This is a genomic window from Litchfieldia sinesaloumensis (assembly GCF_900156865.1).
Taxonomy (GTDB): domain Bacteria; phylum Bacillota; class Bacilli; order Bacillales; family Bacillaceae_L; genus Ferdinandcohnia; species Ferdinandcohnia sinesaloumensis.
The window spans coordinates 2,371,008-2,397,998 of sequence record NZ_LT732529.1 but is presented as its reverse complement, the minus strand read 5'-3'; the positions used below and the strand labels follow the sequence as shown (position 1 = coordinate 2,397,998).

Here is a 26,991-nt window from a genome sequence, read left to right as displayed (position 1 = left end):
GTGCTGTCAATGAATGTGACAATCTATGATGTAGCGAGGGAAGCTAATGTATCTATGGCGACCGTATCTCGTGTTGTTAATGGAAATCCAAATGTAAAGCCAACAACTAGAAAAAAGGTATTAGAAGCGATTGATCGACTAGGCTATCGTCCAAATGCTGTTGCACGTGGACTAGCTAGTAAAAAGACAACAACTGTTGGGGTAATCATTCCTGATATCTCTAATATCTTTTATTCAGAATTGGCTCGAGGAATTGAGGATATCGCTACAATGTATAAGTACAATATTATCCTTAGTAACTCTGATCAAAACAAGGATAAAGAGTTTCACCTTTTAAATACAATGCTTGGAAAACAGGTGGATGGTATTGTATTCATGAGTGGAAATATTACGAAAGAACATGTTGAGGAATTCGATAAGTCACCTGCACCAATTGTTTTGGCTGGTTCAGTTGAAAGTACAAATACAGTTCCATCTGTAACCATTGATGTTGAGCAGGCTGCATATGATGCTGTAACCGAATTAGCTGAAAGAGGCCATAAGAAAATCGCATATATTAGTGGCCCACTTAATGAGCCGGTTAATGGAGAAAAGAAATTAGCAGGATTTAAACGAGCAATTGAAGATGCGGGCCTTTCTTACAACGAAGAATATGTAATCGAAGGTGATTACACATATGATTCAGGTATTGAAGGCTTTGAGAAAATTCATGAATTAGCTGACAAACCAACAGCGATATTTGTAGGTACGGATGAAATGGCATTAGGTGTAATTCACAGTGCTCAAGACCTTGGGTACTCAATTCCGAATGACCTAGAGGTAATCGGATTCGATAATACTCGTCTAGCACTAATGGTACGTCCTCAGCTAACATCTGTCGTACAACCAATGTATGATATCGGTGCAGTTGCAATGAGACTATTAACGAAGTTAATGAACAAAGAAAATGTTGATGAACAAATCGTGGTGCTACCACATCGTATTGAGTTCAGAAACTCTACAAAACAATAAAAAATGATATACTTTCTTATCTTTTAAAGAGTAAAAACACGGCTTATGCCGTGTTTTTATTTATTTCGTATAGGATATAGTGATTTTGTAACCGTTAGGGCATTTTTTTCTTCAATTTCCGCTTTTCTAGGAATTGGAGGATAGATATTTGGTTCATCATCCCAGTATGCCGGGAGTGGAAACTTTGATTTTGGTTGCCATTTATTAATCCATTCACTTGGAAGTGGTCCATTAATGTCTGCCTTTTCAATCATTTCAAGCCAAATAAGTGACCAGGCTCTGGGTACGACTCTCCATATATCGTAACCACCCCCTCCAACTGCAATCCACCGTCCATCACAATATTGATGGGCAAGCTCATGAGCAAGTTTTGGGATTTCACGATAGATTTTCATTGTTGCTGATAAATGGGTTAACGGATCATAATAATGTGAATCCACACCATTTTGAGTAAAGATGACATCAGGTTTGAAAAATTCTGTTACCTCTTTAAAAGCTGTAGTGTATGCAGCTAACCATGACTCATCTTCAGTGAAAGCGTCTAAAGGTATATTAAAAGAATACCCATAGCCCTTTCCAGAACCTCTTTCAGTCACACTTCCCGTACCAGGAAAAAGATAACGCCCTGTCTCATGGATTGAAAGTGTACATACATTTGGATCGTCATAAAAAGTCCATTGTACGCCATCACCATGATGGGCATCCGTATCAACATAAAGGACCTTTACATTATATTTTTTTTGCATATAGCGAATGGCTACAGAACTATCATTATAAACACAAAATCCTGAAGCTTTTCCACGGAAGCCGTGATGTAATCCTCCACCTAGATTAAGTGCATGTTTGGATTGGCCAGACATTACGTGGTCAACCGCGGTGAGCGTAGCGCCCACTAATAATGCACTTGCTTCGTGCATTCCAGGAAAAATAGGCGTATCCTCTGTGCCAATTCCATAGCTCCCTGCTTTTTCTTCTGTGAGTCTTCCTTCACCAGCTAATTTAACTGCTTGGATAAAGCTAGGGTCATGTACTAGCTCCAGTTCTTCATCCGTCGCGATTCTGGGTGGTATGATAGAAGAGTCATCCAATAAGTTCAAACTCTTTAATAAGTCGTATGTAAGTTTTACCCTTGTCTGGTTGAAGGGGTGATCATGACTAAATCGATATTTTAACAACTGGTCCGAATAGACAAAGACAGCTTCTTTTGTCATGATTAAAACCCTGATATATTTGGCCACAATACGTTGTAGCCTTCATTTTTTAGATTTTCAACGATTTTAGTTGGATTCATCGTTTGAATTCGTAGTGCAAGAATCTTAAATTGAATGTCCTTATCAGGATAGACTAGAACACTGTGGATATTGACATTATGGTCTTTAATCACATTTATAACCTCTGCTAATGTCCCAGCACGATTTGGTACCTTTATTTCAAGCTGAGAGCCTGGTTGATTTGCACCAGTTAATTGTGCAAATGTATGAAGTAAATCAGTCTCTGTAATAATCCCAACTAATTTACCATTAGTCTCAATGGGTAGACAGCCGATACGGTGTTGTGAAAAGACGGCAGAAATTTCTTCAACAAAATCTAATGGATGCCCGGTTATTACGTCTTTTACCATAATCTCTTTTACCGGGGTATCCAGATTTTTATCTTGGTTTGTAAAGTCAAGGATGGAGGGCTTCGCGTCCCGTATATCACGGTCACTTATCAGTCCAATCACATGCTGATGTGCATCTACGATCGGAATATGTCTAATTTTTTTATCGTCCATTATTTTTATGGCAGTAGAAATCGTATCCTTGGGTGATAAAGTTGTAACAATCTTCTTCATAATTTCTTCTACAATCATTTGAATCCCCCTTTCGATTTAATACATGAAGCGATTCATAAATCGAAGCCTATCGAATCTTTCAATTGTATCTTGATCAACTCGTTTACCTATGCGTGCCATTAAACAATTGGCAGGGTGTGAACTTATCTCTGGATCATCTGTTGCATACCATTCAAGTCCTCCTGCACTCATCATTTTTTCCATTACTTTACGATACTCCCAAACATTAAGGCCAGTTCCTTTTAGGTCCCAGTGCCAGTAATATTCAGTCGTAATGATAAGGTAGTCTTCCATTGCATCATCCATCATAGAGACAATTAAGAGATTCTTACCTACTCTGGAACCACGAAACTTTGGAATGACTTCAATTGCTCCCAATTCTATCATGTTTTCTATTTTTCCTTCAGACCAGCGTTCAAGTGGGTCAGGATATAAATATGTAACATACCCAACGACGGTATTATTCTCTCTCGCAATTATTATTCTACCTTCAGGTAAATCTGCTATTTCGATTAGAGCCTTATGTTGTTGATTTGGTGGACGAAAAGCGACCAATCCTTCATGAAATTCATAGCTTGCTAGTGTCTCACCCGTAATTGGCCCCTCAATAATAATTGTACCATGGGGCGTCTTTAGTTCCTTTGCGTTATAGGTCTTCTTATGTTCCACAATGTCACCACCATTCGTTAGTCATACTCATTATACAATAATCTAACACTAGTGAAGCGGTTACAGCTATTTTTATACTAATTATACAATTTTATGGAAAGATATTATATATATAAAATTTTAAAAATTGAGAAAAGAGCTATTTTACTTTATAATGGAATAGTAAATAACTTACATAAAGGGGAAATGCCAAATGAAAGTGGAAGCGCTGCCAGCAACGAAGGGGAATTATAATTTAAGAGATTATGATGAAGCGTATGCGAATTTTGATTGGGCAGAGGTAGAGAAGGATTTCACTTGGTCTGAGACAGGTAGAGTAAATATCGCGTATGAAGCTATCGACCGCCATGCTGAAGGGGTTAGAAAAAATAAGATTGCCCTCTATTATCGTGATCCATCACGTGAAGAGAAGTATACATTCAAAGAAATGAAAGAGTATACAAACCGTGCAGCAAATGTATTAAAACAAGCTGCTGATGTTGAAAAAGGTGACCGAGTATTTGTTTTTATGCCACGATCTCCCGAACTGTATTTTACGGTTTTAGGTGCTATTAAGCTAGGAGCTATAGTTGGTCCATTATTTGAAGCATTCATGGAAGGTGCCGTAAGAGACCGTCTAGAAGATAGTGAAGCAAAGGTAATTGTCACAACTCCTGAACTAGTTGATCGTATTCCATTTAATGAACTACCTGCCTTAAAACACATCGTTCTTGTTGGTGAGGATGTAAAAGAGGATGGTCCATTTATAGATTTTCTAGGTCGATTAAATACAGCTAGTAAAGAGCTACAAATTGAATGGGTCGATAGAACTGATGGTATGCTCCTACATTATACATCGGGTTCGACAGGTAAGCCCAAGGGAGTATTACACGTCCATAATGCGATGATTCAACAATACCAAACCGCTAAATGGATACTGGATTTAAAAGAAGATGATATCTACTGGTGTACAGCTGACCCTGGTTGGGTTACTGGGACCTCTTACGGTATTTTTGGCCCATGGCTTAACGGCGCATCTAATGTAATTGTCGGGGGGCGTTTTAGACCAGAAAACTGGTATCAAACCATAGCTGATTATGGAATTACCGTTTGGTACAGTGCTCCTACTGCTTTTAGAATGTTAATGGGTGCTGGAGATGAACTTGTAAAGCAGTTTGATTTAAGCACTTTACGACATGTATTAAGTGTAGGGGAACCGCTGAATCCAGAAGTTGTACGTTGGGGAGCAAAGGTCTTTAATCTACGTATACATGACAACTGGTGGATGACGGAAACGGGTGCTCAGCTAATAAGTAATTACCCTTGTATGGATATTAAACCAGGTTCGATGGGAAAACCATTCCCAGGAATAAAGGCAGCAATTGTTGATGACCAAGGTAATGAATTACCGGCAAATCGTATGGGAAATTTAGCTATTAAAAAGGGTTGGCCATCAATGATGTATCAAATATGGAATAATCCAGCAAAATATGAATCTTATTTTATGCCAGGTGATTGGTATGTATCTGGGGATTCAGCTTATATGGATGAAGATGGATATTTCTGGTTCCAAGGTCGCGTTGATGATGTAATTATGACCTCTGGCGAGCGAGTAGGACCGTTTGAAGTGGAAAGCAAGCTTATTGAACATCCCGCAATTGCGGAAGCAGGGGTTATTGGTAAACCAGATCCGGTACGTGGGGAAATTATTAAAGCGTTCGTCGCATTAGTTGATGGTTATGAGGCTACAGATGAACTGAAAGAAGAAATAAGAGACTTTGTGAAGAAGGGATTGGCTGCACATGCTGCACCTCGTGAGATTGAGTTCAAGGATAAACTTCCAAAAACTCGAAGTGGAAAAATCATGAGACGTGTATTAAAGGCATGGGAGCTGGATTTACCTACTGGTGACCTATCCACAATGGAAAATTAATAAAGATAGAATAGAAAAAGAGGTGGTCTATTGAGACCACCTCTTTTTTGCTATCTCTTATTCATTATCTTCATCACCATTACCATCACCATTACCATTACCGTTATTTCCGTTTTCTTTTCCATTGCCGTTACCTCCCTCAGCGGGTGGAGCAGGTGGTGGAGACGGTGGGGTAACTACCTCTGGTTCTGATTTATAATCGCCACTCTTAACCAGTACTGAATTTGCAAGAGGGGTTTCTTTGCCAGTAACATCAACTGCAGTAACATAATAAGCTGCAACGGAGTTCCCAACATTAAATTGTAAATTCTTTGTAGCAGGTACACTCCCAATTTTTTTGAAATCAGTTGTGAAATTGGATGCAGCATAGATGCGATAACCAATGACATCATTATGATCATGCTTTGACCATGTCAACGTACCTGAAGATATTGCTGCCCCCTTAACTTGAGAAGGAACGGAACCATTATCATTTAGTTCGCTCGTTTCCGTAATGACCAGGTTGTTCCAACGGTTGTTATTTGGTAGCAGTTGTTCAATTGCTTTAGAATCTTTTAATCCATGCTCTTCTAAGAATTCTTTCTTGATCATGATACCTTCTTGTACAAACTCTTGTGGAGCACTTTCGGGTACACGATAGGCCTTGCCATCAACTTCGATATACTTACCTTTTACAAGGTTATCATCGACCTTTGTCGGTACAAATTTTGCATTATAGATATCCGATTGTACTAGTCCAGCTTCTCTACATAAATCGGAAGGTAGTAGACCGGAAAGCCCACAGTAGGAACGAGATACGATTCCTCCAGGCATTTTGAAATTTTCATTTGGCTTTACAAGTTCAGGTTTTACATCATATACAGCATTCAGCTGCCCGGCCCAAAGAAGGATATTTCTTCTTGAATTAGATAGACCCTTATAATTAACGACAGACTTTGGTGTATCGTAACCAATCCAGGTTCCAAAGGTTACATTTGGATTTGTTGCAACAAACCATATATCTTCTGAGTTATTAGTTGTACCTGTTTTACCAGCCCAGTCTGCATTAAACTTTAAATACCCTCTAAGTGAAGAAGCAGTACCACCATTAATAACATCACGCATCATATCAATCGTTAGGTAGGCAGTTTGTGGTGAAAATACATCAACCGGTTTCACCTCGTGCTCATATACTACCTCTCCATCATTCGTCTCAATCTTTTCAATCATATATGCATCGATGAACTGACCACCATTTGCAAAAGTAGCATATGCATTTACATTTTCTTCAACTGAAACACCGTTTGTCATACCACCGATGGACATTGATAGTCCTTGGTAGTCTTTTTCATCTAACGTAGTGAAGCCCATTTTCTCTAAAAATGTAAGTGGACGATTATTAAATGCCTTCAAATATGTTTTAAGTGCTGGAATATTCCTTGATAATTTTAAAGCGTGTCTTGCTGACATTAAACCATCAAAGTCACTAGGGCCGCCAAAGTTTTGTGGGGTATAATTCCCGTAAGTGAATTTCACATCGGCAATCACACTTCCTGGTTGTACTAGTCCTAATTCCATTGCTGGAGCATAAGCTAATAATGGTTTCATCGTGGATCCATTAGGACGTTTCGCAGGGTTAAAAGCATGGTTTGTTTGTTCACGCTCGAAATCACGCCCACCTACGAAGCTAATTATTCGTCCAGTCTTGTTTTCGATAAGGACTGAGCCAAGCTCTTCTGGTTCCATAACGGCTACATCTTCATTTGTTTCTAAGTCTTTCTTAATGGTTTGTTTATCAGGTCCAAAGTACTGGAAGTTTTTCACTGCGTCTTGCATAACATCGAATACTTCTTTGTCAATGGTGGTATAAATTTTATATCCGCTTTGACGTAGGTTTCTGTCCGCAACTTCAGAGTAATGTCTAATTAAATCATTGTTCTCTTCAAGATCTTTCTCTTCGTAACCGTCTTCCTGAGCTAATTTTTTCATTAAAATATCAGTGGCGCGCTTTTCTACTTCTGCAGTCAACCAACGATATTGTTCAATTGGTTCTGACTGTGGTGGTATCAGATTTGCACGAATATCGTAAGCGAGCGCTTCTTCATATTGTTTTTCTGTGATGAAACCTGCTGATAGCATTCTCTGTAGAACTGTCTCCATTCGTTTAAGACCGGGCTCTAGATTGTCCTTCACCTTACCACCCTGATTTGAAAATGGAGTGTACACGTATGGATTCTGAGGTAGACCAGCGATAAAAGCTGCCTGAGGCAGGTTTAAATCTTTTGCGTCTACTCCAAAAATACCTTGTGCAGCCGTTTGGACACCGGCAATATTTCGTCCTGATGAGTTACGACCATAAGGTATGATATTTAAATAAGCTTCGAATATTTCATCTTTATCAAAAAACTTTTCAAGTCGTAACGCGATTAAGATTTCTTTTGCCTTTCGATCAAATGAAACTTCGTTTGAAAGTATTTGGTTCTTAATCAATTGTTGGGTTAAGGTACTTCCACCAGTTTGGACGGGTGAATTAGTTACTTCTTGTACAATTGCACGTAGAATGGATTTTGGAACAACTCCATCATGCTTATAGAAGTACTGATCCTCAGTAGCAATTACAGCATCTTTAACGAATTGTGAAACATCCTCAAGTGCTACCTCTTCCCGGTGAAGATCAGCCCGCAATTGGCCAAGATACACATCATTCGCAAAGTACACTTCCGTATTTTCTTCATAGTTGTATATATCTTTTTGTAAACTATCGTAGTCTCGAACAGGCTCGTCCTTTACTAGGGATGCAAAGTATCCCGCTCCAGCTCCACCAGCGAACCCAAGACCTAATAGAGCAATAATAAAGAATAACAAAAATAAATTCCAAAAGACACCATACGTAACCCTAACACCCTTGAGTGCTTTCTTACCTGAAAATACTTGAACTACTTTATTTGATGTGAGTTTTCGCCATGTTGAATTAATTTTTTCAAATATCTGTGATTTGTTAAAATTCATAATCATCCCCCTAAAATCCATGTACATTATAGCATATAAACTACTGATATTAGTATTGTTTTATAGAATTTCCAATATTTAATTTGACATTATTATATGTAATATGATAGAAAAACTCTATATGGTTAAAAGGAGAATAAGATGATGGATGTCATACAGGATTTAGCTTATAGAGGTTTAATAAATCAAGTTACGGATGAAGAAGGATTACAAAATAGCTTGAAAAATGAAAAGATAAAGCTATATTGTGGATTCGATCCAACAGCAGATAGTTTACATATTGGACATTTAGTAGGGATATTGACTTTACGTAGATTTCAATTAGCAGGGCATCAACCCATAGCATTAGTTGGCGGAGCTACGGGTTTAATTGGTGACCCAAGTGGTAAAAAAGCGGAAAGAACGCTAAATACAAAAGAGGTAGTTCAACAGTATAGCAATAGCATTAAGGAGCAGCTTTCTCGCTTTTTAGATTTCGAAGCAGACGGGAATCCAGCGCAAATAGCGAACAACTATGACTGGATTGGAAGCTTAGACCTGATTACTTTCCTACGTGATATTGGTAAAAGCTTTGGGTTAAATTATATGCTTGCTAAAGACTCTGTTCAATCCCGTTTAGATGCAGGTATCTCATTTACAGAGTTTAGTTATATGATTTTACAATCCTACGACTTTTTAAAGCTATATGAAAATGAAGGCTGTCGACTTCAAATTGGTGGAAGTGACCAATGGGGAAATATCACAGCTGGGCTAGAATTAATTCGTAAGACTGTTGAGGATGCAAAAGCTTACGGCCTAACTATTCCACTCGTAACGAAGGCAGACGGAACTAAGTTTGGTAAAACTGAAGGTGGAACAATTTGGTTAGATAAAGACAAAACATCTCCTTATGAGTTTTATCAATTCTGGATTAACACAGATGATCGCGATGTTGTACGTTATCTAAAATACTTTACGTTCCTTACAAAAGAAGAGATTGAAAATCTTGAGGCTGAGATTAAAAATGCGCCGGAAAAACGCTTGGCACAAAAGACATTAGCTGAAGAAGTTACAAAGTTAGTTCATGGAGAGGCTGCTTTAGAGCAAGCTGTTAAGATATCTACTGCACTATTTAGTGGTTCAATTAGTGAGCTAAGTGCAGAGGAGATAAAACAGGGCTTCAAGGATGTTCCTTCATTTGAATATGATGGTGAAAAAGAAATCGGTTTGGTTGATTTATTGGTTATGAGTAAAATTTCTCCGTCCAAGCGTCAGGCACGAGAAGACATCTCGAATGGTGCTATTTATTTAAATGGTGAAAGAATCCAAGATGTAGATACGATGATTACAGAATCTCATCGAATTGAAGGTCAGTTCACCGTAATCCGCCGCGGTAAGAAAAAATACTTTGTTATTAAATACTAAAATAGGTAAGGTGCTTCTTTTTGGAGCGCCTCAGACTGTTGACAAACGCTCGCATACTTCGTTGCTTGCCTCTCTCGTCCGCTCATGAAGGCAACTTCTATTCGCGTCTTCGATCGGCTGCGCGCCTTGTATGACAAGCGTTTTCAAGACAGTCTGGGAAAGTAATTCATACTAGTATTGTTTGAAAAATGAGTGTAGACAAAGTCAAGATTGACTTTGTCTACACTCTGAACAGCCTAGTATTTCATTACTCCACCAGAACTTGCATTTGTAACTAATTTTGAATAGCGAGCTAGGTAGCCTTTTTTCACTTTTGGCTCAAAGCCTTTCCAATTAGCCTTGCGTTTTTCGAATTCTTCATCAGAGACTTCTAATTTGATTGTACGATTATTTAAATCAAGCTCAATGAAGTCGCCATCTTCAACAAATGCAATTGGACCACCTTCAGCAGCTTCAGGAGAAATATGTCCGATTGAGATACCTCTTGATGCACCAGAGAAACGTCCGTCAGTAATTAAGCCGACTTTTGCTCCAAGACCGCGACCAACGATTTGAGAGGTTGGTGCAAGCATTTCCGGCATACCTGGACCACCTTTAGGACCTTCATAACGAATAACGACTACGTCGCCTTCCTTAACTTTACCTACAATGATTGCTGATAGGGCATCTTCTTGAGAATCGAAGCACACTGCTGGACCTCTATGATATCCACCAACTTCAGGGTCAACCGCACCAACCTTAACGACAGCACCCTCAGGAGCTAAGTTACCAAATAGGATAGCTAGTCCGCCTTTTTCAGAGTGAGGGTTTTCAAGTGGACGGATGACGTTATGATCTGTAATTTCACAGCCTTCTACATTTTCACGTAATGTTTTACCACTAACAGTTATACGATCTCCATCAATTGCACCTGGCTTTTTAAGCAATTCATTGATAATTGCGCTAACGCCACCCGCATTATGCACATCCTCAATATGATGATCAGATGCAGGAGCAATTTTCGCTAAGTGTGGAACACGTGCTGCAATTTCATTGATACGTTCTAGTGAATACTCAATTTCAGCTTCTTGAGCAATTGCAAGAGTGTGAAGTACAGTATTCGTAGATCCACCCATTGCCATATCTAATGCGAATGCATTATCGATTGTTTCAATCGTAACGATATCACGTGGTTTAATATCTTTTTCAATTAAATTCATTAATTGTTTCGCAGATTTTTTAACAAATTCTTTTCTTTCTTCAGCAACCGCTAAGATTGTACCGTTTCCTGGGAGGGCTAATCCAAGACCTTCTGCTAAACAGTTCATAGAATTCGCAGTAAACATACCAGAACATGAACCGCAGGTAGGACAAGCAAATTGCTCGAGTTCTGTTAATCTCGCTTCATCAATTTTTCCAGATTGATAAGCACCAACGCCTTCAAATACTGAGTTTAGGTTAAGTGGATTTCCAGCAGCATCACGTCCAGCTGCCATCGGTCCACCACTAACAAAGATAGTCGGGATATTTAGACGCATTGCAGCCATCATCATTCCTGGTGTGATTTTATCACAGTTGGGAATACAAACCATACCGTCGAACCAGTGAGCGGCAACAACTGTTTCAATTGAATCAGCGATGATCTCACGGCTTGGCAGGGAATATCTCATTCCGATATGACCCATAGCAATACCATCATCAACACCAATTGTGTTCATTTCAAATGGAACTCCACCAGCTTCTCGAATTGCATCTTTTACAATTTTACCAAACTCTTGTAAATGAATATGACCTGGTACAATATCAATATATGAGTTTACGACTGCGATAAATGGTTTGTTAAAATCTTCTTCCTTAACACCTGCAGCACGAAGTAAACTTCGGTGTGGCGCTCGATCAATTCCTGATTTAATCATATTACTACGTTGTTGTTCAGACATAATAGTTACCTCCAATATATAATTACGTTTATTCGACAAAAGATTATGCTTTTTTGATGAATAAAGTAAAATCAAAAAATTTAAATTATTACTCATTGTAACACTATTTTTTAGATAATCAATTATTAAATTTTGTTGTTTTTATAAGATTTTAAAATTAATAGCTTCATTAATTCAACAAATCTATCAATTTCAATGGTTGACGAATTGACCTANTCAGACTGTTGACAAACGCTCGCATACTTCGTTGCTTGCCTCTCTCGTCCGCTCATGAAGGCAACTTCTATTCGCGTCTTCGATCGGCTGCGCGCCTTGTATGACAAGCGTTTTCAAGACAGTCTGGGAAAGTAATTCATACTAGTATTGTTTGAAAAATGAGTGTAGACAAAGTCAAGATTGACTTTGTCTACACTCTGAGGTGCTCCTTGCCTTTTATTTATACACTGTAAATTCTATAGATGTGGCAGGTTGTGTCGTACCGTATTTAGTATGGTTTTACAAATCACTAAAGGATCGTTATTATTTGGTGGAATTTGTGAGATAAGATAATCTGTCCCAATTTAGGGAAGATGCAAAAGAATTAATACAGTTCCACAAAAAGGACAAATAAAAAAACCTAGAATTGTTGAAAATTCAACGATTCTAGGTTTTTTATTGCTTATTGAGAAGCAATTATTAACGTGAGTAGAACTCAACGATGAATGCTTCGTTAATTTCTGCTGGTAATTCAGAACGCTCAGGTAAACGAGTATAAGTTCCTTCTAGCTTATCAGCATCAAAAGTTAAATATTCTGGTACGAAAGTAGTTGCTTCAAGTGCTTCTTTGATTGCAACTAGGTTACGTGATTTTTCACGAACTGAAATAGTTTGACCAGGTTTTACACGGTATGATGGGATGTCAACACGACCTCCATCAACTACGATATGACCATGGTTAACTAATTGACGTGCTGCACGACGAGTACGAGCAAGACCAAGACGGTATACTAGGTTATCTAAACGTGATTCAAGTAGAATCATGAAGTTTTCACCAACAACACCTTGCATTTTACTTGCAGCATCAAATAAATTGCGGAATTGACGCTCGTTCATGCCATACATATGACGAAGCTTTTGCTTCTCTTGTAATTGTAAACCATACTCAGAAAGTTTCTTACGTTGGTTAGGACCATGTTGTCCTGGAGCGTAAGGACGCTTTTCTAATTCTTTACCTGTACCACTTAATGAAATGCCAAGACGACGGGATAATTTCCAGCTTGGACCAGTATAACGAGCCATGAATGACTCCTCCTTCAATGTTTTTATTTTGTTGTAAAATAAAAACAGATGTGCTAGATGCTCTTGGCTATTTTGTTTTCATGTATCCTCGCCCTAGCAGCAAAGAGTTACAAGATACACCATCTTAGAGCAAAATGCTCAATAGAGGAACAAAATAGAACAAAAACCTACTCACATATGCTGCAATATTTTACACAACGATGATTATATGATTTTTAGCGTGAGAAGTCAAGTTTTTATCTAGAAGTTCAATTGGAACAGCTAAATGACTATTAACAAATTTTATCTAAAATCGTGAATTTCAACAAGTTATTGATGAATTTTCGATTTTAGATACGATAATTGTAATAAATTCGGTTTTTTTAAGAGATAATGAGACATTTTTAAGGCAATATCTATTATAATAGAGATATAAGTTAGTGTTCAAATAGGGGATGAAGAGGACCGCGTCGATAAAAACGCCACGTCCTGTGGCATTATCGACACTAGCACATCCTGTGCGTCGAAAGTTCAAGGCGGCGCAGCTATGAGTACCGGAGCGTATGTAGTAAATACGTGAGGAACGTAGGAGCAAGCAAACGCAGAATTTCGAAGTGTCATATTCACCGGACTTTTTGAACAACTTCTATAAAGTACTATAATCAGATGGGTGATTAATCATGATGTTTCCAAACGAAGAAATTAGATATGAGCAACTATTCAGAGTAACCTCTAAGTTCCATTCTACGATGGATATAGATGCTGTACTTGAAGAAGTAATTAAGACATTACAAGATGTATACCCATCATTCGAATATACATTATTTCTTGCACATGATAATACAAGACATAATGTTATCCCAATTAAGGACATACAGCAATATGAACATGGTGAAAATACTCTTGTTATGCAAGCGTTTGTAACAGGGGTTTTACAGTTGGAAGATTCGGATGAAGACAAACAGTCTGTCATTTATGCTCCTCTGAAAGGTCGACAAGGGGTTTATGGGGTTTTACAAATTAACGCCCATAACGGCTTGGTATTCCCGAATTCAGAAATTCAGTTTATTGAACTTTTAGCAAATACAGCTGGACATGCCTTCGAAAATGCTCAACTCTATCAACAATCAAAGCAATTAATTGCTGATCTGCAATTAATCAATGAAACATCTCATAAATTAAACTCGAACCTTCGATTAATAGATACAATGACATTTATGTCAACTCAGATAAGAAAGTCATTTGAAGCAAACGAAGTAGGTTTTATTTTGCAAACAAGTGATCATTTAGAGGTACTTCCAGGAAGCACTGCATTTTTTGAAAAGGGTTTCGGTGAAGAGTATGTGACATACAGTCTTGAGAGAATTATGCTAGAAAATGAACCCCTTTTTATCGGAGATTTACGTGACTACAGAGAGTTTGGTGAATCCTCTTATCGTTCTATGATGTCAGTTCCAATGGTGCAACGTAATGAGATACTGGGTGTTGCCATTGTTTTACATGAACTACCATATTTCTTTTCATTTGATAAATTTAAACTAATGCAATCCCTCATTCATCATTCGTCATTGGCATTTACAAATTCAATTCTCCGTGAAGAACTTGAAAAACTAGTGATTACCGATTATTTAACTAAGCTTTATTCGCGTAATCATTTAGAAGAAAGTGTTCAAGATTCAATGGAAAGAGACGCATTTGGAACATTCATCTTAATCGATATTGATGATTTCAAAGGAGTCAACGACACTTACGGTCATCAGGTCGGAGATGAATCAATTGTTCAAATAGCCAATCTCATCAGGGAAAACATACGTGAACATGATATTGGAGCAAGATGGGGTGGAGAAGAGTTGGCAATCTATTTACCTAAAGTTGACTTAGCTTCAGGTATGGCTGTTGCTGAGCGACTTGGAAAAAGGGTTGAAAAGGATTCCAATCCCAAAATCACAATTTCATGTGGAGTTGCAACTTGGCATAAGCACTACAAGGAAACATTTAAAAGTCTTTTCCAGCGGGCAGACAATGCTTTGTATGAGGCTAAACAATCAGGGAAAAACCAAGTAGTGGCGAGTGAAAATATGATTACCGAAGGACATTCTTAACGGGATGTCTTTTTTTTTGAAAAAAGAGTTCTCATACAAAAGTCCTGATAAATCCAAGTAATCCTCTACGAAATTAGAAAACGCTTTCAAAACAACCTCTCTTATCATATGCTAATTATAGGATTCAACGTATTAAGGGGGATAAGGAAGCATGAGTAAGGAAAGTAAATATTTTGATACCATTGCAATACATGGTGGAAAAATAACTTCTGATAATGGAAGTTTAGTACCTCCAATTTATCAAACATCAACTTTTACTTTTGATACTGCAGAGCAAGGGGAAGCTCGTTTTGCTGGTTCGGAAGAAGGATATATCTATTCACGATTAGGGAACCCAACTGTCAAACTATTAGAAGAAAGAATTGCACTCTTGGAAGGTGGAGAAGCAGGGCTTTCTTTTGGATCTGGTATGGCCGCAGTTTCAGCGGTTTTATTCGCACTAACGAAGTCTGGTGATCACATTCTTTGCTCCAAAGGATTATATGGATGTACATTTGGTCTTCTTCAAATGATGGAGGAAAAATACAATATTATCCATGATTTTAGTTCGATGGACGAGGAGGAAGATATTGTATCAAAATTAACTCCTAGTACTAAGCTTATCTATATCGAAACGCCAATTAATCCAACAATGAAGCTTATTGATTTACAACTTGTTGTCAAAATAGCGAGGCAATATAAGATTCCGGTTGTCGTAGACAATACCTTCAGTTCACCTTATTTACAACAACCAATAAAAGAAGGTTGCGATGTTGTCATTCATAGTGCAACAAAGTATATCGGCGGTCACGGTGACGTTATTGCCGGTCTTGTTGTAGGAAGAGAGGATTTTATTCAACAAGTGGCAATGACAACAAAAAAGGATATTGGTGGGGTAATGTCTCCATTTGATGCCTGGCTATTACTTCGAGGGCTTAAAACTCTTCCAGTTAGGATGGATAGACATTGCGATAATGCTGAAAAGATTACTTCTTTATTAATAAAACACAAGAATGTGGAAAATGTTTTCTACCCAGGTGATGTAGAAAGCCCAGCCTATGAAATTATGAAAAAACAAATGAAGAAGGCTGGTGGAATAATTTCTTTTACAATCAAAGGTACTAAAAAAGATGCACAAAATTTCCTTAATCGATTGAAGTTAATCAAAATTGCCGTGAGTCTTGGAGATGCAGAAACGCTAATCCAGCATCCAGCCACAATGACGCATGCAGTTGTACCAGAAGATGAACGATTGAAAATGGGAATTACGGATAATTTGATTCGACTTTCTGTTGGATTGGAGGCGTGGGAGGATATTTGGGAGGACCTTAATCAAGCTTTAGATGGATAAAGAGAGTTCTAATGCTAATAATGCCTTATGATTAAAAAGCCAGCAGGGAATGAACCCTACTGGCTTACTTTTATAGATGTTTTTCTAATACTTTTACAAATTCCTCAAGACACTGTTGATCTACTTCATCAAATCGTTCCTTAATTGGGCTATCTATATCTAAAACACCAAATACTTCACCATTTTTCAAAATGGGAATCACAATTTCCGATTCTGAAGCACTGTCACATGCAATATGACCTGGGAAAAGATGAACATCTTGCACTCTCTCTGTTTTTTGATTTTGTGCAGCTGTTCCACAAACCCCACGGCCCATCTTGATTCGTACGCATGCAGGTAATCCTTGGAATGGTCCAAGAATAAGTTCATCACCCTTCTTGATATAAAAGCCGACCCAGTTGATGGTATCTAAAAATTGATTCAGTAATGCCGAAGCATTTGCTAAATTCGCGATTTGATCTTGTTCACCTTCAAGTAAAGCGTCTAGTTGTTTTGTCACTAGTTTATAGTCTTCTACTTTATTGCCTTTATACTGTTCGACATGAAACATGCTTGTTCCCCTCCGTTTGAGTATTTCTTACATAATAATACCAAATAATAGCCGCTAGTGCGTGACTTGTCGATAAAATCTTAAAGGAATCTGGCTGAATCTAGCGAAATCTAATCATTAATAAGGGTAAGGTGGGTTGGTTATGCAAACAAAAACCATGAAACAAAGAATTATTGATTCTTCCGTTTTTTTATTTAATACAAAGGGCTTTGATGGTACGACGGTACGTGAAATTGCCAAAAAAGCAAATTGTAATGTTGCCAATATCTCCTACTATTTTGGAAATAAAGAGGGACTCCTAGAACACTTAGTGTCCTACTACTTAGAGGGATATTTGACAATTGTTGAACATGCCTATAGTGAATTGGATAACAGGACTGCGAGAGAATGTTTATTACTCGCTATCAGAAGTATTATGGATTTTCAAAAGGAAAACCGCCATTTATCACGCTTTGTACAAAGGGAAATTACATTTGATACAACATTGATTCGTGAGATTATGACCACTTATATGGCGAAGGAAAAATATTATTTTCAAGCCATTTTCGAGACAGGTATTAAACAACAAGAATTTGCACCGATACCTATTCCATACGCAATCATGCAATTAAAAGGTATGTTATCCATGCCTTATTTACATCCTCAATATATGTCAGAGGTATTGCATTTAATGCCATATGAAATTTATGTGAGTGAGCAATATTGTCACGAAATTGAAAAATGGGTGAACATGACGATTTGCCGCCAATCACATGCAATGAATAATAAAGTCACTCTGGTACCTGTTAATATTTAGATGGTGACACCAAGACAGCCTTTTTATATAGATTATCAAACCCTTGATTTAAATCCTTCTTGCTATGGGCATCGGACCCGTAAACAAGAGGGATTTTTCGTTTTATCGCCTCTTTAATAATTCTTTCAGGTGGATAAACCTCACGGCAAAGAGGCTTATTCACCCCAGCACCATTATAATCTAAAGCAAGACCACGTTCCGCAATATGGTCTAAGACTTCAATAATTTTTTCCTCAAACAATTTTGAGGTGGGGAACTTCCTTTGAAACTTATGAACAAGCGTCATATGTCCAATTCTCCTTGGTTTATGTTGACCTAGGTCTGCCGTTATCGAACGAAGTAAAGTGTCATAGTATGCTTTATAGACCGAATCAACCGATGAAAACTGCTGTATCATTGTAGCGAACGTGTCAGGACTATAATCGAGGCAGTAGTACTGGTTTTGATGTTTGAGAAAATGAACAGACAGTATACTATCATCCAAAAAACATCCATACTCATTTAAAAAAGCTTTAGTATCCTCTTCATATCCTTCGATATAGTCAACTTCTAAGCCAATATTAATTTTAATATCACTTGCGAACTTTGTTTGGAGCTCTGTTAAAACAGAAAAATAGTTCTCTAACTCATTCATGTCCATTCCACTGTCCTTTTGAGGAGTGGGATCGTTAAATCGAAGTGGAAGTGGAGCGTGCTCTGTGAATGAAATCTCATCAAATCCTAATTGAATCGCCTGGTAAATATAATCCTCAATTGGGTCTTTTGTACCGTGTGGACAAAAGGGTGTATGGATATGACCATCTGCTTTCATCGACAAATACCTCATTTTTCAATAAAATTTGTAAAAAATTTTAAAAGTTATAGTCAAAAATTGTCGTTTACATGGTATCATAAATACATTAAAAAAACATTTAGAATGATTTTATATAAAAATAAAAAATTAATATACATAGATGTCTATGATAGATTGATTGTGGGAGCAAGGAGGCCAAATTATGGAAATCATAATCGGCATAATCGCAGTAGTAATTGTAGTTGCTATTTTTGGATTTTACTCAAGAAAAAAAGTATATATAGAGGTTGATCGACTAGAAGCCTGGAAGATTGATATGATGAACCGCCCTGTTACGGATGAAATTGCGAAAGTAAAAGAGCTTAATATGACAGGTCAGACGGAGGAACTTTTTGAACGCTGGAGAAAACAATGGGATGAAATAGTCACTGTTGCATTACCAGATGTTGAGGAATTGTTATTTGATGCGGAGGACTTAGCAGATAAATACCGTTTCGGGAAAGCGAAACGCGTACTTGCACAACTTGAGGCGATTTTAAATGATGCTGAAAATAATATTGCCATCATTTTAGACGAACTTAAGGAACTAGTCGGCAGTGAAGAAAAGAATCGTGTAGAGGTTGATGAATTAAATCAGCTATATCGTGAATTAAAAAAGAGCCTACTTGCGCATCGACATACTTTCGGTCTTACAGAAAAACGCCTCGAAGAAAAACTTCAAGACGTTTACGAGAAATTTAATGAGTATGAAGAAGCAACAACAAATGGTAATTATTTTGAAGCCAGAGAGATTGTACTAGTTATTAAAGACGCTCTTTCTGTTACAAAGCAACAAATGGATGAAATTCCTCATTTATTACATGAATGTCAAAGCTTAATTCCAAATCAGTTAAATGAGATCTCAGAGGGATATAGTCAAATGGAACAGGAAGGATATTCCCTTGAGCATCACCAGATTGAAAAAGAGATTGAGAGAATGAGAGAACAGTTGACAAAGTATATCGCGCTTACTGAAGAACTTAAGCTTGAGGAAGTTAAAAAAGGAATCGATGAAACAAGAGAGTCTCTCGATACCATCTATGATTTACTTGAAGCAGAAGTAAAGGCAAATCAGTTCGTTAAAAATGAACTTGATAAGATTGAGGATGATTTACAGGACTTAATAGACGGCAGTAAAAACACTGAAGAAGAAACAAAATTTGTTCAGCAAAGCTATCACTTAAATGAGCAAGATATTGAAAGACACCGTACTATTGTGAAACAAATTAAACAGCTTGTTAAACAATATGTATCAACTCAAGTAAAGTTAGACGAAGAGAAGGTTGCTTATTCTCTTATAAGAGCTGAACTAGAAGAAGTGTATGGCAAGATTCAAGATGTGAAGGAAGAACATTTACAATACTCAGAAATGCTAAAAACATTACGTAAAGACGAACTTCATGCAAGAGAACAAATTTCTGAAATGAAGAAAAAGCTTGCAGATGCAAAACGCTTAATCACAAAAAGTAATGCTCCTGGCTTACCTGTTAAGTATTCAGAACTGCTGTCAGAGGCAAAACTATCTTTAACTCAAGTCATGTCTACACTCGAGGAAAAACCGCTAAATATGAAGACAGTCAATCAAGCGTTACAAAATGCACAAGATTTAGTAACGCAGACATATAAGAATACAGAAGAAATGCTTGAGCAAGTTTATCTAGCGGAAAAGGTTATTCAATATGGAAATAGATACCGTAGCCGCAATCCTAAAATAGCAGGAAGCCTACATGAAGCTGAAAACTCCTTTAGAAATTATGAGTATGCCCTAGCGTTAGAACAGGCAGCAACTGCTATTGAGGATATCGATCCAGGCGCATTGAAGAAAATTGAAGTTGTTCTTGATAACGACAATGACTAAGGACCTCAAATTGGGGTCCTTTTCCTTTTTAACTTTTTAACATTGTATGGTATGATTTTTTATGCGAATACGTACTAAATAGGGGTAATTAGATGATTTATTTAGATAATAGTGCAACAACAAAACCGTTTGATGAAGTAATTGATTCTTATACTAAAGTTGCAAAAACATATTTTGGGAACCCTTCTTCTTTGCATGGAATTGGTGGACAAGCTGAAAAGCTTTTAAGTCAATCGCGTACTCAAATTGCGAATCTTTTGCGGGTAAAACCACAAGAGGTTATTTTCACATCGGGTGGATCTGAAGGGAACAACTTAGCTATCAAAGGGACTGCTTTACAATACCAAAATAGAGGCAAGCATATAATTACCACTTCAATTGAGCATCCCTCAGTGAGTGAGGCTTGCGAGCAATTGAAAGAACTTGGTTTTGAGATAACCTATCTTCCCGTAGATGATAATGGTGTCGTATCGCTTGAAAATTTAAAAGAGGCAATTCGAGAAGATACGATTATGGTATCAATTATTCATGTGAATAACGAAGTGGGGACTGTTCAACCAATAGAAGAAATTGGCAAGCTACTAGAAAAATTCCCGAAAATTATTTATCATGTCGACCACGTTCAGGGAATAGGTAAAACTACCCTTGATCTGGATAAGGCGAAACTGGATTTATGTACATTTTCAGGGCACAAATTTAATGGCCTTAAAGGAACTGGATTCCTTTTCGTACGACATGGTGTGCGAATAAAACCCTTGATCTCAGGTGGAGGTCAAGAGATGCAAAAGAGGGCAGGAACTGAAAATGTAGCCGGATTTGTTGCCCTTGCAAAAGCTCTCAGATTGACTATAGAGAATAGAGATGAAACGATTAAACAACTATCCAAGCTTAAAGGGGCGATTATCGAAAGGTTATCGATGATAAGCGGAATAAGAGTACACACACCTGTAAGGAACAGTGCTCCACATATCATTAATTTTTCTATTAATGGGTTAAAGCCCGAAGTATTTGTCCATTTATTGGAGGAAAGAGACATTTTCGTGTCGACCACCTCTGCTTGTTCATCTCAAAACAACGAGCCCAGTAAAACATTGCTGGCAATGGGTGTACCCCATGTTCTAGCGAATAGCTCAATTCGAATAAGCCTATCTTCGCAAAACAAATTGGAGGAGCTTCCGAATTTAATAGATGCGGTAGAATCTGCAATTCATCAATTACAAAATGTAATGGGGGAAAATAATGGAATATGATCACATTTTAATTCGATTCGGTGAAATCACAACAAAAGGCCGTAATCGGAATTTGTTTATAAACAAACTATCTAATAATATAGGGAGAAAACTTACGGAGTACAAACAGCTTAAGATAGAAAAAACGAGAGACCGTATTTATATAAAGCTTAATGGAGAACGACACGAAGGTATTGTTGATATCTTAAAGAATATTATCGGGATTCAGTCTTTTAGTCTTGCTTTAAAGGTTGACAGCGATATTGAAAAAATAAAAGATGGTGTATTGACGGCCATCCAACAACTTGAACATGATGGGAAATCGTTTAAGATTTCAGCTCGTCGATCAGACAAAACTTTTCCACTTGATACGAATCAATTAAATTATGAATTGGGCAGTCATATTTTAAAAAATGTGCAGGGAATTGATGTCAATGTGCATACGCCTGACATCAATATACGTGTTGAGGTACGAAAAGAAGCAACTTATATTACATTCAAAGACGAGGTTGGCCTAGGAGGACTTCCAGTTGGCTCAAGCGGGAAAGCCGTGTTGATGCTTTCAGGAGGATTGGATAGTCCTGTTGCTGGTTTCTTAGCAATGAAAAGAGGATTAACGATTGAAGCCGTCCATTTTCATAGTCCACCATACACAAGTGAACGTGCGCGCCAAAAAGTAATTGACCTTGCCCAGCAACTTACAGAGTTTTCAGGAACAATTAAGTTGCATATTGTACCTTTTACAGAAATCCAAACAACGATTCAAAGGCAGATTCCAGAAAACTATACATTGATATCAACGAGACGGATGATGCTTCGAATCACCGATGAAATCAGAAGAAGACGCAATGCACTAGCTATTGTAACCGGTGAAAGTCTCGGACAGGTGGCAAGCCAAACATTAGAGAGTATGCATGTAATTAATAATGTGACGAATACACCGATAATTCGACCGCTTGTTACAGTAGACAAATTTGATATTATTAATGTTGCAAAAAAAATTAATACCCATGATATTTCAATTCGACCATTTGAGGATTGTTGTACGATTTTCACACCTGCATCACCGAAAACTAGACCAAAGCTTGATAAAGTAACCTATTATGAAAGTTACACAGATTTTGAAAGCTTAATCGAAAAAGCAGTGGATGAGACTGAAATACTTACATTAGATCTATCAAAGAAGAAAGAAATTGAGGAACTTTTCTAAAGGAAAACCATTCCGACGTTGTGAAGATTTACCAGAGATTAAAATGTATTATGCCATGTGATTTTACACATTATATACTCACAAGGAGGTGAAGTCACATGGCAAACAACAACAACAGCAACCAACTATTAGTAGCTGGTGCACAACAAGCAATCGACCAAATGAAATATGAAATTGCTTCTGAGTTTGGTGTAAACCTTGGTGCTGACACTACTTCTCGCGCTAACGGATCAGTTGGTGGAGAAATCACTAAGCGTCTAGTTTCTTTCGCTCAACAACAAATGGGCGGAGGTAGCTTCTAAAAATTAAATAAATGGCTACAAGGACGGGATTATCCCGTCCTTTATTTTTGTCTATTAGAAGTTAGAGTCTAGTATTATAACCTGGTCATAAAAATTTCACAAAACTCTTCCAAATTGTTCGAAAAATTTTATATAATTAGACTATCACTAAGGAGGAGGAGTTGTCGTGAAAAGAGAAGATTTACTAGCACCTGCACAATATAACTTGGTTCAAGAAATAGAAAAGTATGCAGAAAACCCAGAAAAAGTAGCCATAAAATGGGAAGATGAACAGGGCAACAAATTAGAAGTTACTTATGCAAATCTCTTTAAAGCCGTGAATCGAATTGGAAATGCGTTAATTAACAATGGACTAAATAAGGGCGATAAAGTACTAGTTATCATTCCTCGTCTTATAGAAGCGTATAAGGTTTATCTAGGAGCACTAAAAGCTGGATTAGTAGTCATTCCTAGTTCCGAAATGCTACGTACAAAAGATCTACAATACCGTATTACACATGGTGATGTAAAAGCCATTATTAGTTATTATCCATATTGTGATCAATTTTCAGCTATTGAAAATATTGAACAAATCGATAAATTTGCAGTCGGAGGAAAAGTGGATGGCTGGATTACCTTAGAGGAAGAGATGAAAAAACAAACAGAAGAACTCTCTATTGCAGATACAAGTAAGGACGATATGGCATTCTTATCCTACACATCAGGGACAACCGGTAATCCAAAGGGCGTAGTCCATACACATGGTTGGGCGTACGCACATTTAAAAACAGCGGCTCCATATTGGTTAAGTATTAATGAGTCAGATACCGTTTGGGCAACTGCGGGTCCAGGATGGCAAAAATGGATTTGGAGCCCGTTTCTTTCGACTTTAGGAAGTGGTGCAACTGGATTTGTGTATCATGGAAGATTTGAACCTACTAAATACTTGCAATTGTTAGGCGCCTATAATATCAATGTGCTATGTTGTACCCCAACCGAATATCGTTTAATGGCCAAGGTTGAGAATCTGTCTGATTATTCACTTCCTGATTTGCATAGCGCAGTATCTGCAGGGGAACCGTTAAATCGTGAAGTTATAGATACCTTTAGAAGAGAGTTTAATATCGAAGTTCGTGATGGCTATGGACAAACTGAAAATACACTTTTAGTAGGAGTGCTAAAAGGAATGACAATCAAACCTGGATCAATGGGCAAACCTACTCCAGGCAATGATGTCGAAATTGTCGATGAGTTTGGAAAGCCTTGTGCAGTAGGTGAAGTTGGTGATATCGGAGTCCATGTGAACACACCTGCCCTTTTTAAAGAGTATTACAAGGACAAAGAAAGAACCGCTATGCAATTTAGAGGAGATTACTATATTACAGGTGATAAAGCCAAAAAGGATGAAGATGGCTATTTTTGGTTTGAGGGACGAGGAGACGATATTATTATCAGCTCAGGCTATACGATTGGACCGTTTGAGGTCGAAGATGCACTTGTAAAACATCCTGCTGTAAAAGAGTGTGCCGTTGTAGCGAGTCCTGATGAGGTTCGAGGCAATATCGTTAAGGCTTTCGTTGTATTACGTGAAGGTGTTAATACTAGTGAAGAACTTGTTAAAAAGTTGCAAGACCATGTGAAAGAATTGACAGCACCCTATAAATATCCGAGAAAGATTGAATTTGTAAATGATCTTCCTAAGACAACTTCTGGAAAAATTAGAAGAATTGAGCTTAGACAGGCTGAATTAGTAAAAGGTAAAGTACAATAATATATTGAATTTAATGAGAAAGCCAATCCTGTGAGTGTGGATTGGCTTTTTATCAATCTAGGCTCGAATTTCTTGTCGCATAAATAAAATGTATGCAATAGCAAAGCAAATCAAGGATGCGGCAATTAAACCAGTTACTTGTGGCCAAATGAGCAATAGGCTCTGCCCAAGAGGTAATGGACTTGCAACAGCACCAATTGTTTGCTCCATTGTTAATGGACCGAGGCTTCTTACCGTTGGGGAAAGAAGCGTTGTTGTTGATTCGTTAAATAAATAGTTAGGCGATAAACGCATGATATTGAGGACTACTCCTTGCTTACCAATGATATCCTCAGTACTTGTTAGGGTATTAGGATTTAAGATAGATTTTGACAGCAATTCCACAATCATTGTATAAAACACACTGAAAAATAACCAAACAGCGATACTTGCTAAGGCAGATGTTGCAGCTTGCCTAAAACAAATTGAAAACACTATTCCTAGGTTTAACCAAAAAGCGATATATGAAATACATAACAGTAAGAAAAAGAAAATTCTACTGAATTCTTCAAATGTAGGAGGAATGCCTAAAATTAATATCCCAAATCCCATTACAAGAAACCCTAATGAAAAAAATAACAAACAATTGATTAATAAGGCAGCAGTAAATTTTCCGTTAATTACAAAATCCCTAGGAATTGGTTGAGCCATTAATCGGCTTAAAGTGCCTTTATTTCGTTCAGAGACAATCGCATCAAAGCCCAGTGCAATCCCAAGAAGCGGACCGAGAAAACCTACAAACGTGATAAAAGATGGTAGTGTGCCATCAGATACAGTAAATAGTTTTAAAAATAAATAGGAATCCCTTGCAATTGCTTTTGCATCTTCAGAAGCCTCAAGCGAATCTTGAATGGTTAATACGGCAGTATAAAGGGAACCAATACAAGTAAGTAAAATAATCCCCAATAAAATAGTGATTCGCCAACTTGTAATGTAGTCTGAAAATTCCTTGCGCACAATTGCAGAAAACACTCCTAGATTCGAGTATTGTCTCGTTATTTCTAAATCTCTCCTGCTGCCATAGAATTTTTCCTTTATACTAGCGAGATTCATTAACTTCACGTCCTTCAAAATAGCGATGGTAGATTTCATCTAGCCCAAAATCTTTTTTGCTTATATGGTGCAATGAGGCCCCTGAATGAATGATAGTGGCGCTAATCCGTGCAGAAATATCCTTGTAGCAATAAATATCAATTACACTTTCATTCAATACCTCGATTTTATTTACATGTTCAAGCTCTCTTATATCATCCATCAGACGGTCATTGATTCCACTTACAATAACTCTAATCACAAAAGTATCCTTTAATAATAGTTTCCCCATGAGTTCCTCGATGTTTCCATGAGCCAGTAGCTCCCCATTAACAAATATTCCTACACGGTCACAGATTTGCTGAACTTGGTGTAAATGATGAGAAGAAAGTAAAATGGTCTTATGATCCTTTTCTTTTAATTCTTTTATCAGTTGTAGAAATTCTCGTACTCCTTCCGGGTCAATACCCAATGTCGGTTCATCAAGGATAATGACTTCAGGGTCTTTCATAAGCACGTCCGCGAGTCCAAGTCTTTGTCGCATTCCTCTTGAATATTTTCCGGTCTTCTTATGTGCAACATCAGTTAAGTTAACTTTTTGTAACAAATGTTCTGCTCTCTCCATTGCTTGTTTTCGATTTATATTGTTAAGGCTTGCTGTATAAAGTAGATTTTCTAAACCTGTCATATGCTGATAAAAGCCCACATCATCTGGTAAGTAACCTACCTTCTGTTTTACTTGAATTGGATTGCGGGTTGAGTTTATTCCACACACTTGCACTAATCCCGAACTAGGTGTACTTAAACCAAGCATCATCAAAATAGTAGTCGTCTTCCCAGCTCCATTTGGTCCTAGTAATCCAAAGATTTCACCCTTTGAAATGGAAAGAGATAAGTTGCGAACGGCAAAAAAAGCCTTATATCGTTTTGTAAGCTGTTCTAGCTTAATGATCGGATTAGTATCCAT

At 37.6% G+C, this 26,991-nt stretch carries 22 protein-coding genes; 12 read left to right on the top strand and 10 right to left on the bottom strand.

What is annotated here, in order from left to right; all coding sequences use genetic code 11:
- The first annotated feature begins 9 nt into the window (after positions 1-9).
- Entirely contained in the window at positions 10-1,011 is a 1,002-nt protein-coding gene (gene ccpA / locus CZ490_RS11895; protein ID WP_077619104.1) for a catabolite control protein A, read from the top strand.
- Between the two features lie 56 nt (positions 1,012-1,067).
- Here ccpA and CZ490_RS11890 read toward each other — a convergent pair whose 3' ends face one another.
- The 3 genes from CZ490_RS11890 to CZ490_RS11880 are packed head-to-tail and all read right to left on the bottom strand — an operon-like array spanning position 1,068 to position 3,514.
- Complete coding sequence (locus CZ490_RS11890; RefSeq protein ID WP_077619103.1) at positions 1,068-2,222, bottom strand: acetoin utilization protein AcuC; 1,155 nt, start codon at positions 2,220-2,222, stop codon at positions 1,068-1,070.
- Between the two features lie 2 nt (positions 2,223-2,224).
- Entirely contained in the window at positions 2,225-2,863 is a 639-nt protein-coding gene (locus CZ490_RS11885; protein ID WP_077619102.1) for an acetoin utilization AcuB family protein, read from the bottom strand.
- A gap of 18 nt (positions 2,864-2,881) precedes the next feature.
- On the bottom strand, positions 2,882-3,514 hold the full coding sequence (locus tag CZ490_RS11880) for a GNAT family N-acetyltransferase (RefSeq protein ID WP_077619101.1): 633 nt from the start codon (positions 3,512-3,514) through the stop codon (positions 2,882-2,884).
- Between the two features lie 93 nt (positions 3,515-3,607).
- Between CZ490_RS11880 and CZ490_RS22675 the strand changes: the two genes are divergently transcribed.
- Positions 3,608-3,748 (top strand): hypothetical protein, encoded by a 141-nt coding sequence (locus tag CZ490_RS22675; RefSeq protein WP_234987225.1) that lies wholly within the window; start codon positions 3,608-3,610, stop codon positions 3,746-3,748.
- A complete protein-coding gene (acsA, locus tag CZ490_RS11875; protein WP_077619100.1) occupies positions 3,708-5,426 on the top strand; it encodes an acetate--CoA ligase in 1,719 nt (572 codons plus the stop codon). Before CZ490_RS22675 ends, acsA begins: the two co-directional genes overlap by 41 nt.
- 57 nt (positions 5,427-5,483) lie before the next feature.
- On the opposite strand, the gene CZ490_RS11870 is transcribed toward acsA, so the two are convergent.
- Positions 5,484-8,414 (bottom strand): transglycosylase domain-containing protein, encoded by a 2,931-nt coding sequence (locus CZ490_RS11870; RefSeq protein WP_077619099.1) that lies wholly within the window; start codon positions 8,412-8,414, stop codon positions 5,484-5,486.
- 144 nt (positions 8,415-8,558) lie between these two features.
- On the opposite strand from CZ490_RS11870, the gene tyrS reads away from it, so the two are divergent.
- Positions 8,559-9,818, top strand: coding sequence for a tyrosine--tRNA ligase (tyrS, locus tag CZ490_RS11865; RefSeq protein ID WP_077619098.1), 1,260 nt, complete (start codon positions 8,559-8,561; stop codon positions 9,816-9,818).
- Between the two features lie 236 nt (positions 9,819-10,054).
- On the opposite strand, the gene ilvD is transcribed toward tyrS, so the two are convergent.
- Entirely contained in the window at positions 10,055-11,737 is a 1,683-nt protein-coding gene (gene ilvD, locus CZ490_RS11860; RefSeq protein WP_077617975.1) for a dihydroxy-acid dehydratase, read from the bottom strand.
- Positions 11,738-12,412: 675 nt separating this feature from the next.
- Positions 12,413-13,015: a 30S ribosomal protein S4 gene (gene rpsD, locus CZ490_RS11855; RefSeq protein ID WP_077619097.1), complete on the bottom strand. Its 603-nt coding sequence runs from the start codon at positions 13,013-13,015 to the stop codon at positions 12,413-12,415.
- Positions 13,016-13,674: 659 nt separating this feature from the next.
- On the opposite strand from rpsD, the gene CZ490_RS11850 reads away from it, so the two are divergent.
- Both CZ490_RS11850 and megL read left to right on the top strand, forming a co-directional pair.
- Positions 13,675-15,096 (top strand): sensor domain-containing diguanylate cyclase, encoded by a 1,422-nt coding sequence (locus CZ490_RS11850; RefSeq protein WP_077619096.1) that lies wholly within the window; start codon positions 13,675-13,677, stop codon positions 15,094-15,096.
- A 151-nt stretch (positions 15,097-15,247) separates the two neighbouring features.
- Positions 15,248-16,426, top strand: coding sequence for a methionine gamma-lyase (megL, locus tag CZ490_RS11845; protein WP_077619095.1), 1,179 nt, complete (start codon positions 15,248-15,250; stop codon positions 16,424-16,426).
- Positions 16,427-16,496: 70 nt separating this feature from the next.
- Here the strand turns inward: megL and CZ490_RS11840 are convergent, their stop codons facing one another.
- A complete protein-coding gene (locus tag CZ490_RS11840) occupies positions 16,497-16,976 on the bottom strand; it encodes a GAF domain-containing protein (protein ID WP_077619094.1) in 480 nt (159 codons plus the stop codon).
- Positions 16,977-17,118: 142 nt separating this feature from the next.
- Between CZ490_RS11840 and refZ the strand changes: the two genes are divergently transcribed.
- On the top strand, positions 17,119-17,772 hold the full coding sequence (refZ, locus tag CZ490_RS11835) for a forespore capture DNA-binding protein RefZ (protein ID WP_159439948.1): 654 nt from the start codon (positions 17,119-17,121) through the stop codon (positions 17,770-17,772).
- On the opposite strand, the gene hisJ is transcribed toward refZ, so the two are convergent.
- Positions 17,762-18,583, bottom strand: a complete 822-nt coding sequence (gene hisJ / locus CZ490_RS11830; RefSeq protein WP_077619092.1) for a histidinol-phosphatase HisJ — start codon at positions 18,581-18,583, stop codon at positions 17,762-17,764. The genes refZ and hisJ overlap by 11 nt on opposite strands.
- 184 nt (positions 18,584-18,767) lie before the next feature.
- On the opposite strand from hisJ, the gene ezrA reads away from it, so the two are divergent.
- The 5 genes from ezrA to mbcS all read left to right on the top strand — a co-directional run bounded on the left by ezrA (position 18,768) and on the right by mbcS (position 24,953).
- Positions 18,768-20,462: a septation ring formation regulator EzrA gene (gene ezrA / locus CZ490_RS11825; RefSeq protein WP_077619091.1), complete on the top strand. Its 1,695-nt coding sequence runs from the start codon at positions 18,768-18,770 to the stop codon at positions 20,460-20,462.
- Positions 20,463-20,554: 92 nt separating this feature from the next.
- The gene (locus tag CZ490_RS11820; protein ID WP_077619090.1) at positions 20,555-21,712 is read left to right on the top strand and encodes a cysteine desulfurase family protein; all 1,158 of its coding nucleotides are present in this window, start codon (positions 20,555-20,557) and stop codon (positions 21,710-21,712) included.
- Positions 21,702-22,901, top strand: a complete 1,200-nt coding sequence (gene thiI / locus CZ490_RS11815; RefSeq protein WP_077619089.1) for a tRNA uracil 4-sulfurtransferase ThiI — start codon at positions 21,702-21,704, stop codon at positions 22,899-22,901. The genes CZ490_RS11820 and thiI overlap by 11 nt, the downstream gene beginning before the upstream one ends.
- A gap of 98 nt (positions 22,902-22,999) precedes the next feature.
- On the top strand, positions 23,000-23,203 hold the full coding sequence (locus CZ490_RS11810; protein ID WP_077619088.1) for an alpha/beta-type small acid-soluble spore protein: 204 nt from the start codon (positions 23,000-23,002) through the stop codon (positions 23,201-23,203).
- 166 nt (positions 23,204-23,369) lie between these two features.
- Positions 23,370-24,953 carry an acyl-CoA synthetase MbcS gene (mbcS, locus tag CZ490_RS11805; RefSeq protein ID WP_077619087.1) on the top strand — a complete coding sequence of 528 codons (1,584 nt, stop codon included), beginning with the start codon at positions 23,370-23,372 and terminating at the stop codon, positions 24,951-24,953.
- Positions 24,954-25,010: 57 nt separating this feature from the next.
- Here mbcS and CZ490_RS11800 read toward each other — a convergent pair whose 3' ends face one another.
- Both CZ490_RS11800 and CZ490_RS11795 read right to left on the bottom strand, forming a co-directional pair.
- Positions 25,011-26,045: an ABC transporter permease gene (locus tag CZ490_RS11800; RefSeq protein ID WP_077619086.1), complete on the bottom strand. Its 1,035-nt coding sequence runs from the start codon at positions 26,043-26,045 to the stop codon at positions 25,011-25,013.
- Complete coding sequence (locus CZ490_RS11795; RefSeq protein ID WP_077621043.1) at positions 26,032-26,991, bottom strand: ABC transporter ATP-binding protein; 960 nt, start codon at positions 26,989-26,991, stop codon at positions 26,032-26,034. Before CZ490_RS11795 ends, CZ490_RS11800 begins: the two co-directional genes overlap by 14 nt.

What these genes read in the sequence shown, in the direction of transcription:
- ccpA (WP_077619104.1), top strand. Translation starts at nt 10, where the DNA reads ATGAATGTGACAATCTATGATGTAGCGAGGGAAGCTAATGTATCTATG.
- CZ490_RS11890 (WP_077619103.1), bottom strand. Translation starts at nt 2,222, where the DNA reads ATGACAAAAGAAGCTGTCTTTGTCTATTCGGACCAGTTGTTAAAATAT.
- CZ490_RS11885 (WP_077619102.1), bottom strand. Translation starts at nt 2,863, where the DNA reads ATGATTGTAGAAGAAATTATGAAGAAGATTGTTACAACTTTATCACCC.
- CZ490_RS22675 (WP_234987225.1), top strand. Translation starts at nt 3,608, where the DNA reads ATGGAAAGATATTATATATATAAAATTTTAAAAATTGAGAAAAGAGCT.
- acsA (WP_077619100.1), top strand. Translation starts at nt 3,708, where the DNA reads ATGAAAGTGGAAGCGCTGCCAGCAACGAAGGGGAATTATAATTTAAGA.
- CZ490_RS11870 (WP_077619099.1), bottom strand. Translation starts at nt 8,414, where the DNA reads ATGAATTTTAACAAATCACAGATATTTGAAAAAATTAATTCAACATGG.
- tyrS (WP_077619098.1), top strand. Translation starts at nt 8,559, where the DNA reads ATGGATGTCATACAGGATTTAGCTTATAGAGGTTTAATAAATCAAGTT.
- ilvD (WP_077617975.1), bottom strand. Translation starts at nt 11,737, where the DNA reads ATGTCTGAACAACAACGTAGTAATATGATTAAATCAGGAATTGATCGA.
- rpsD (WP_077619097.1), bottom strand. Translation starts at nt 13,015, where the DNA reads ATGGCTCGTTATACTGGTCCAAGCTGGAAATTATCCCGTCGTCTTGGC.
- CZ490_RS11850 (WP_077619096.1), top strand. Translation starts at nt 13,675, where the DNA reads ATGATGTTTCCAAACGAAGAAATTAGATATGAGCAACTATTCAGAGTA.
- megL (WP_077619095.1), top strand. Translation starts at nt 15,248, where the DNA reads ATGAGTAAGGAAAGTAAATATTTTGATACCATTGCAATACATGGTGGA.
- CZ490_RS11840 (WP_077619094.1), bottom strand. Translation starts at nt 16,976, where the DNA reads ATGTTTCATGTCGAACAGTATAAAGGCAATAAAGTAGAAGACTATAAA.
- refZ (WP_159439948.1), top strand. Translation starts at nt 17,119, where the DNA reads ATGCAAACAAAAACCATGAAACAAAGAATTATTGATTCTTCCGTTTTT.
- hisJ (WP_077619092.1), bottom strand. Translation starts at nt 18,583, where the DNA reads ATGAAAGCAGATGGTCATATCCATACACCCTTTTGTCCACACGGTACA.
- ezrA (WP_077619091.1), top strand. Translation starts at nt 18,768, where the DNA reads ATGGAAATCATAATCGGCATAATCGCAGTAGTAATTGTAGTTGCTATT.
- CZ490_RS11820 (WP_077619090.1), top strand. Translation starts at nt 20,555, where the DNA reads ATGATTTATTTAGATAATAGTGCAACAACAAAACCGTTTGATGAAGTA.
- thiI (WP_077619089.1), top strand. Translation starts at nt 21,702, where the DNA reads ATGGAATATGATCACATTTTAATTCGATTCGGTGAAATCACAACAAAA.
- CZ490_RS11810 (WP_077619088.1), top strand. Translation starts at nt 23,000, where the DNA reads ATGGCAAACAACAACAACAGCAACCAACTATTAGTAGCTGGTGCACAA.
- CZ490_RS11800 (WP_077619086.1), bottom strand. Translation starts at nt 26,045, where the DNA reads ATGAATCTCGCTAGTATAAAGGAAAAATTCTATGGCAGCAGGAGAGAT.
- CZ490_RS11795 (WP_077621043.1), bottom strand. Translation starts at nt 26,991, where the DNA reads ATGGATACTAATCCGATCATTAAGCTAGAACAGCTTACAAAACGATAT.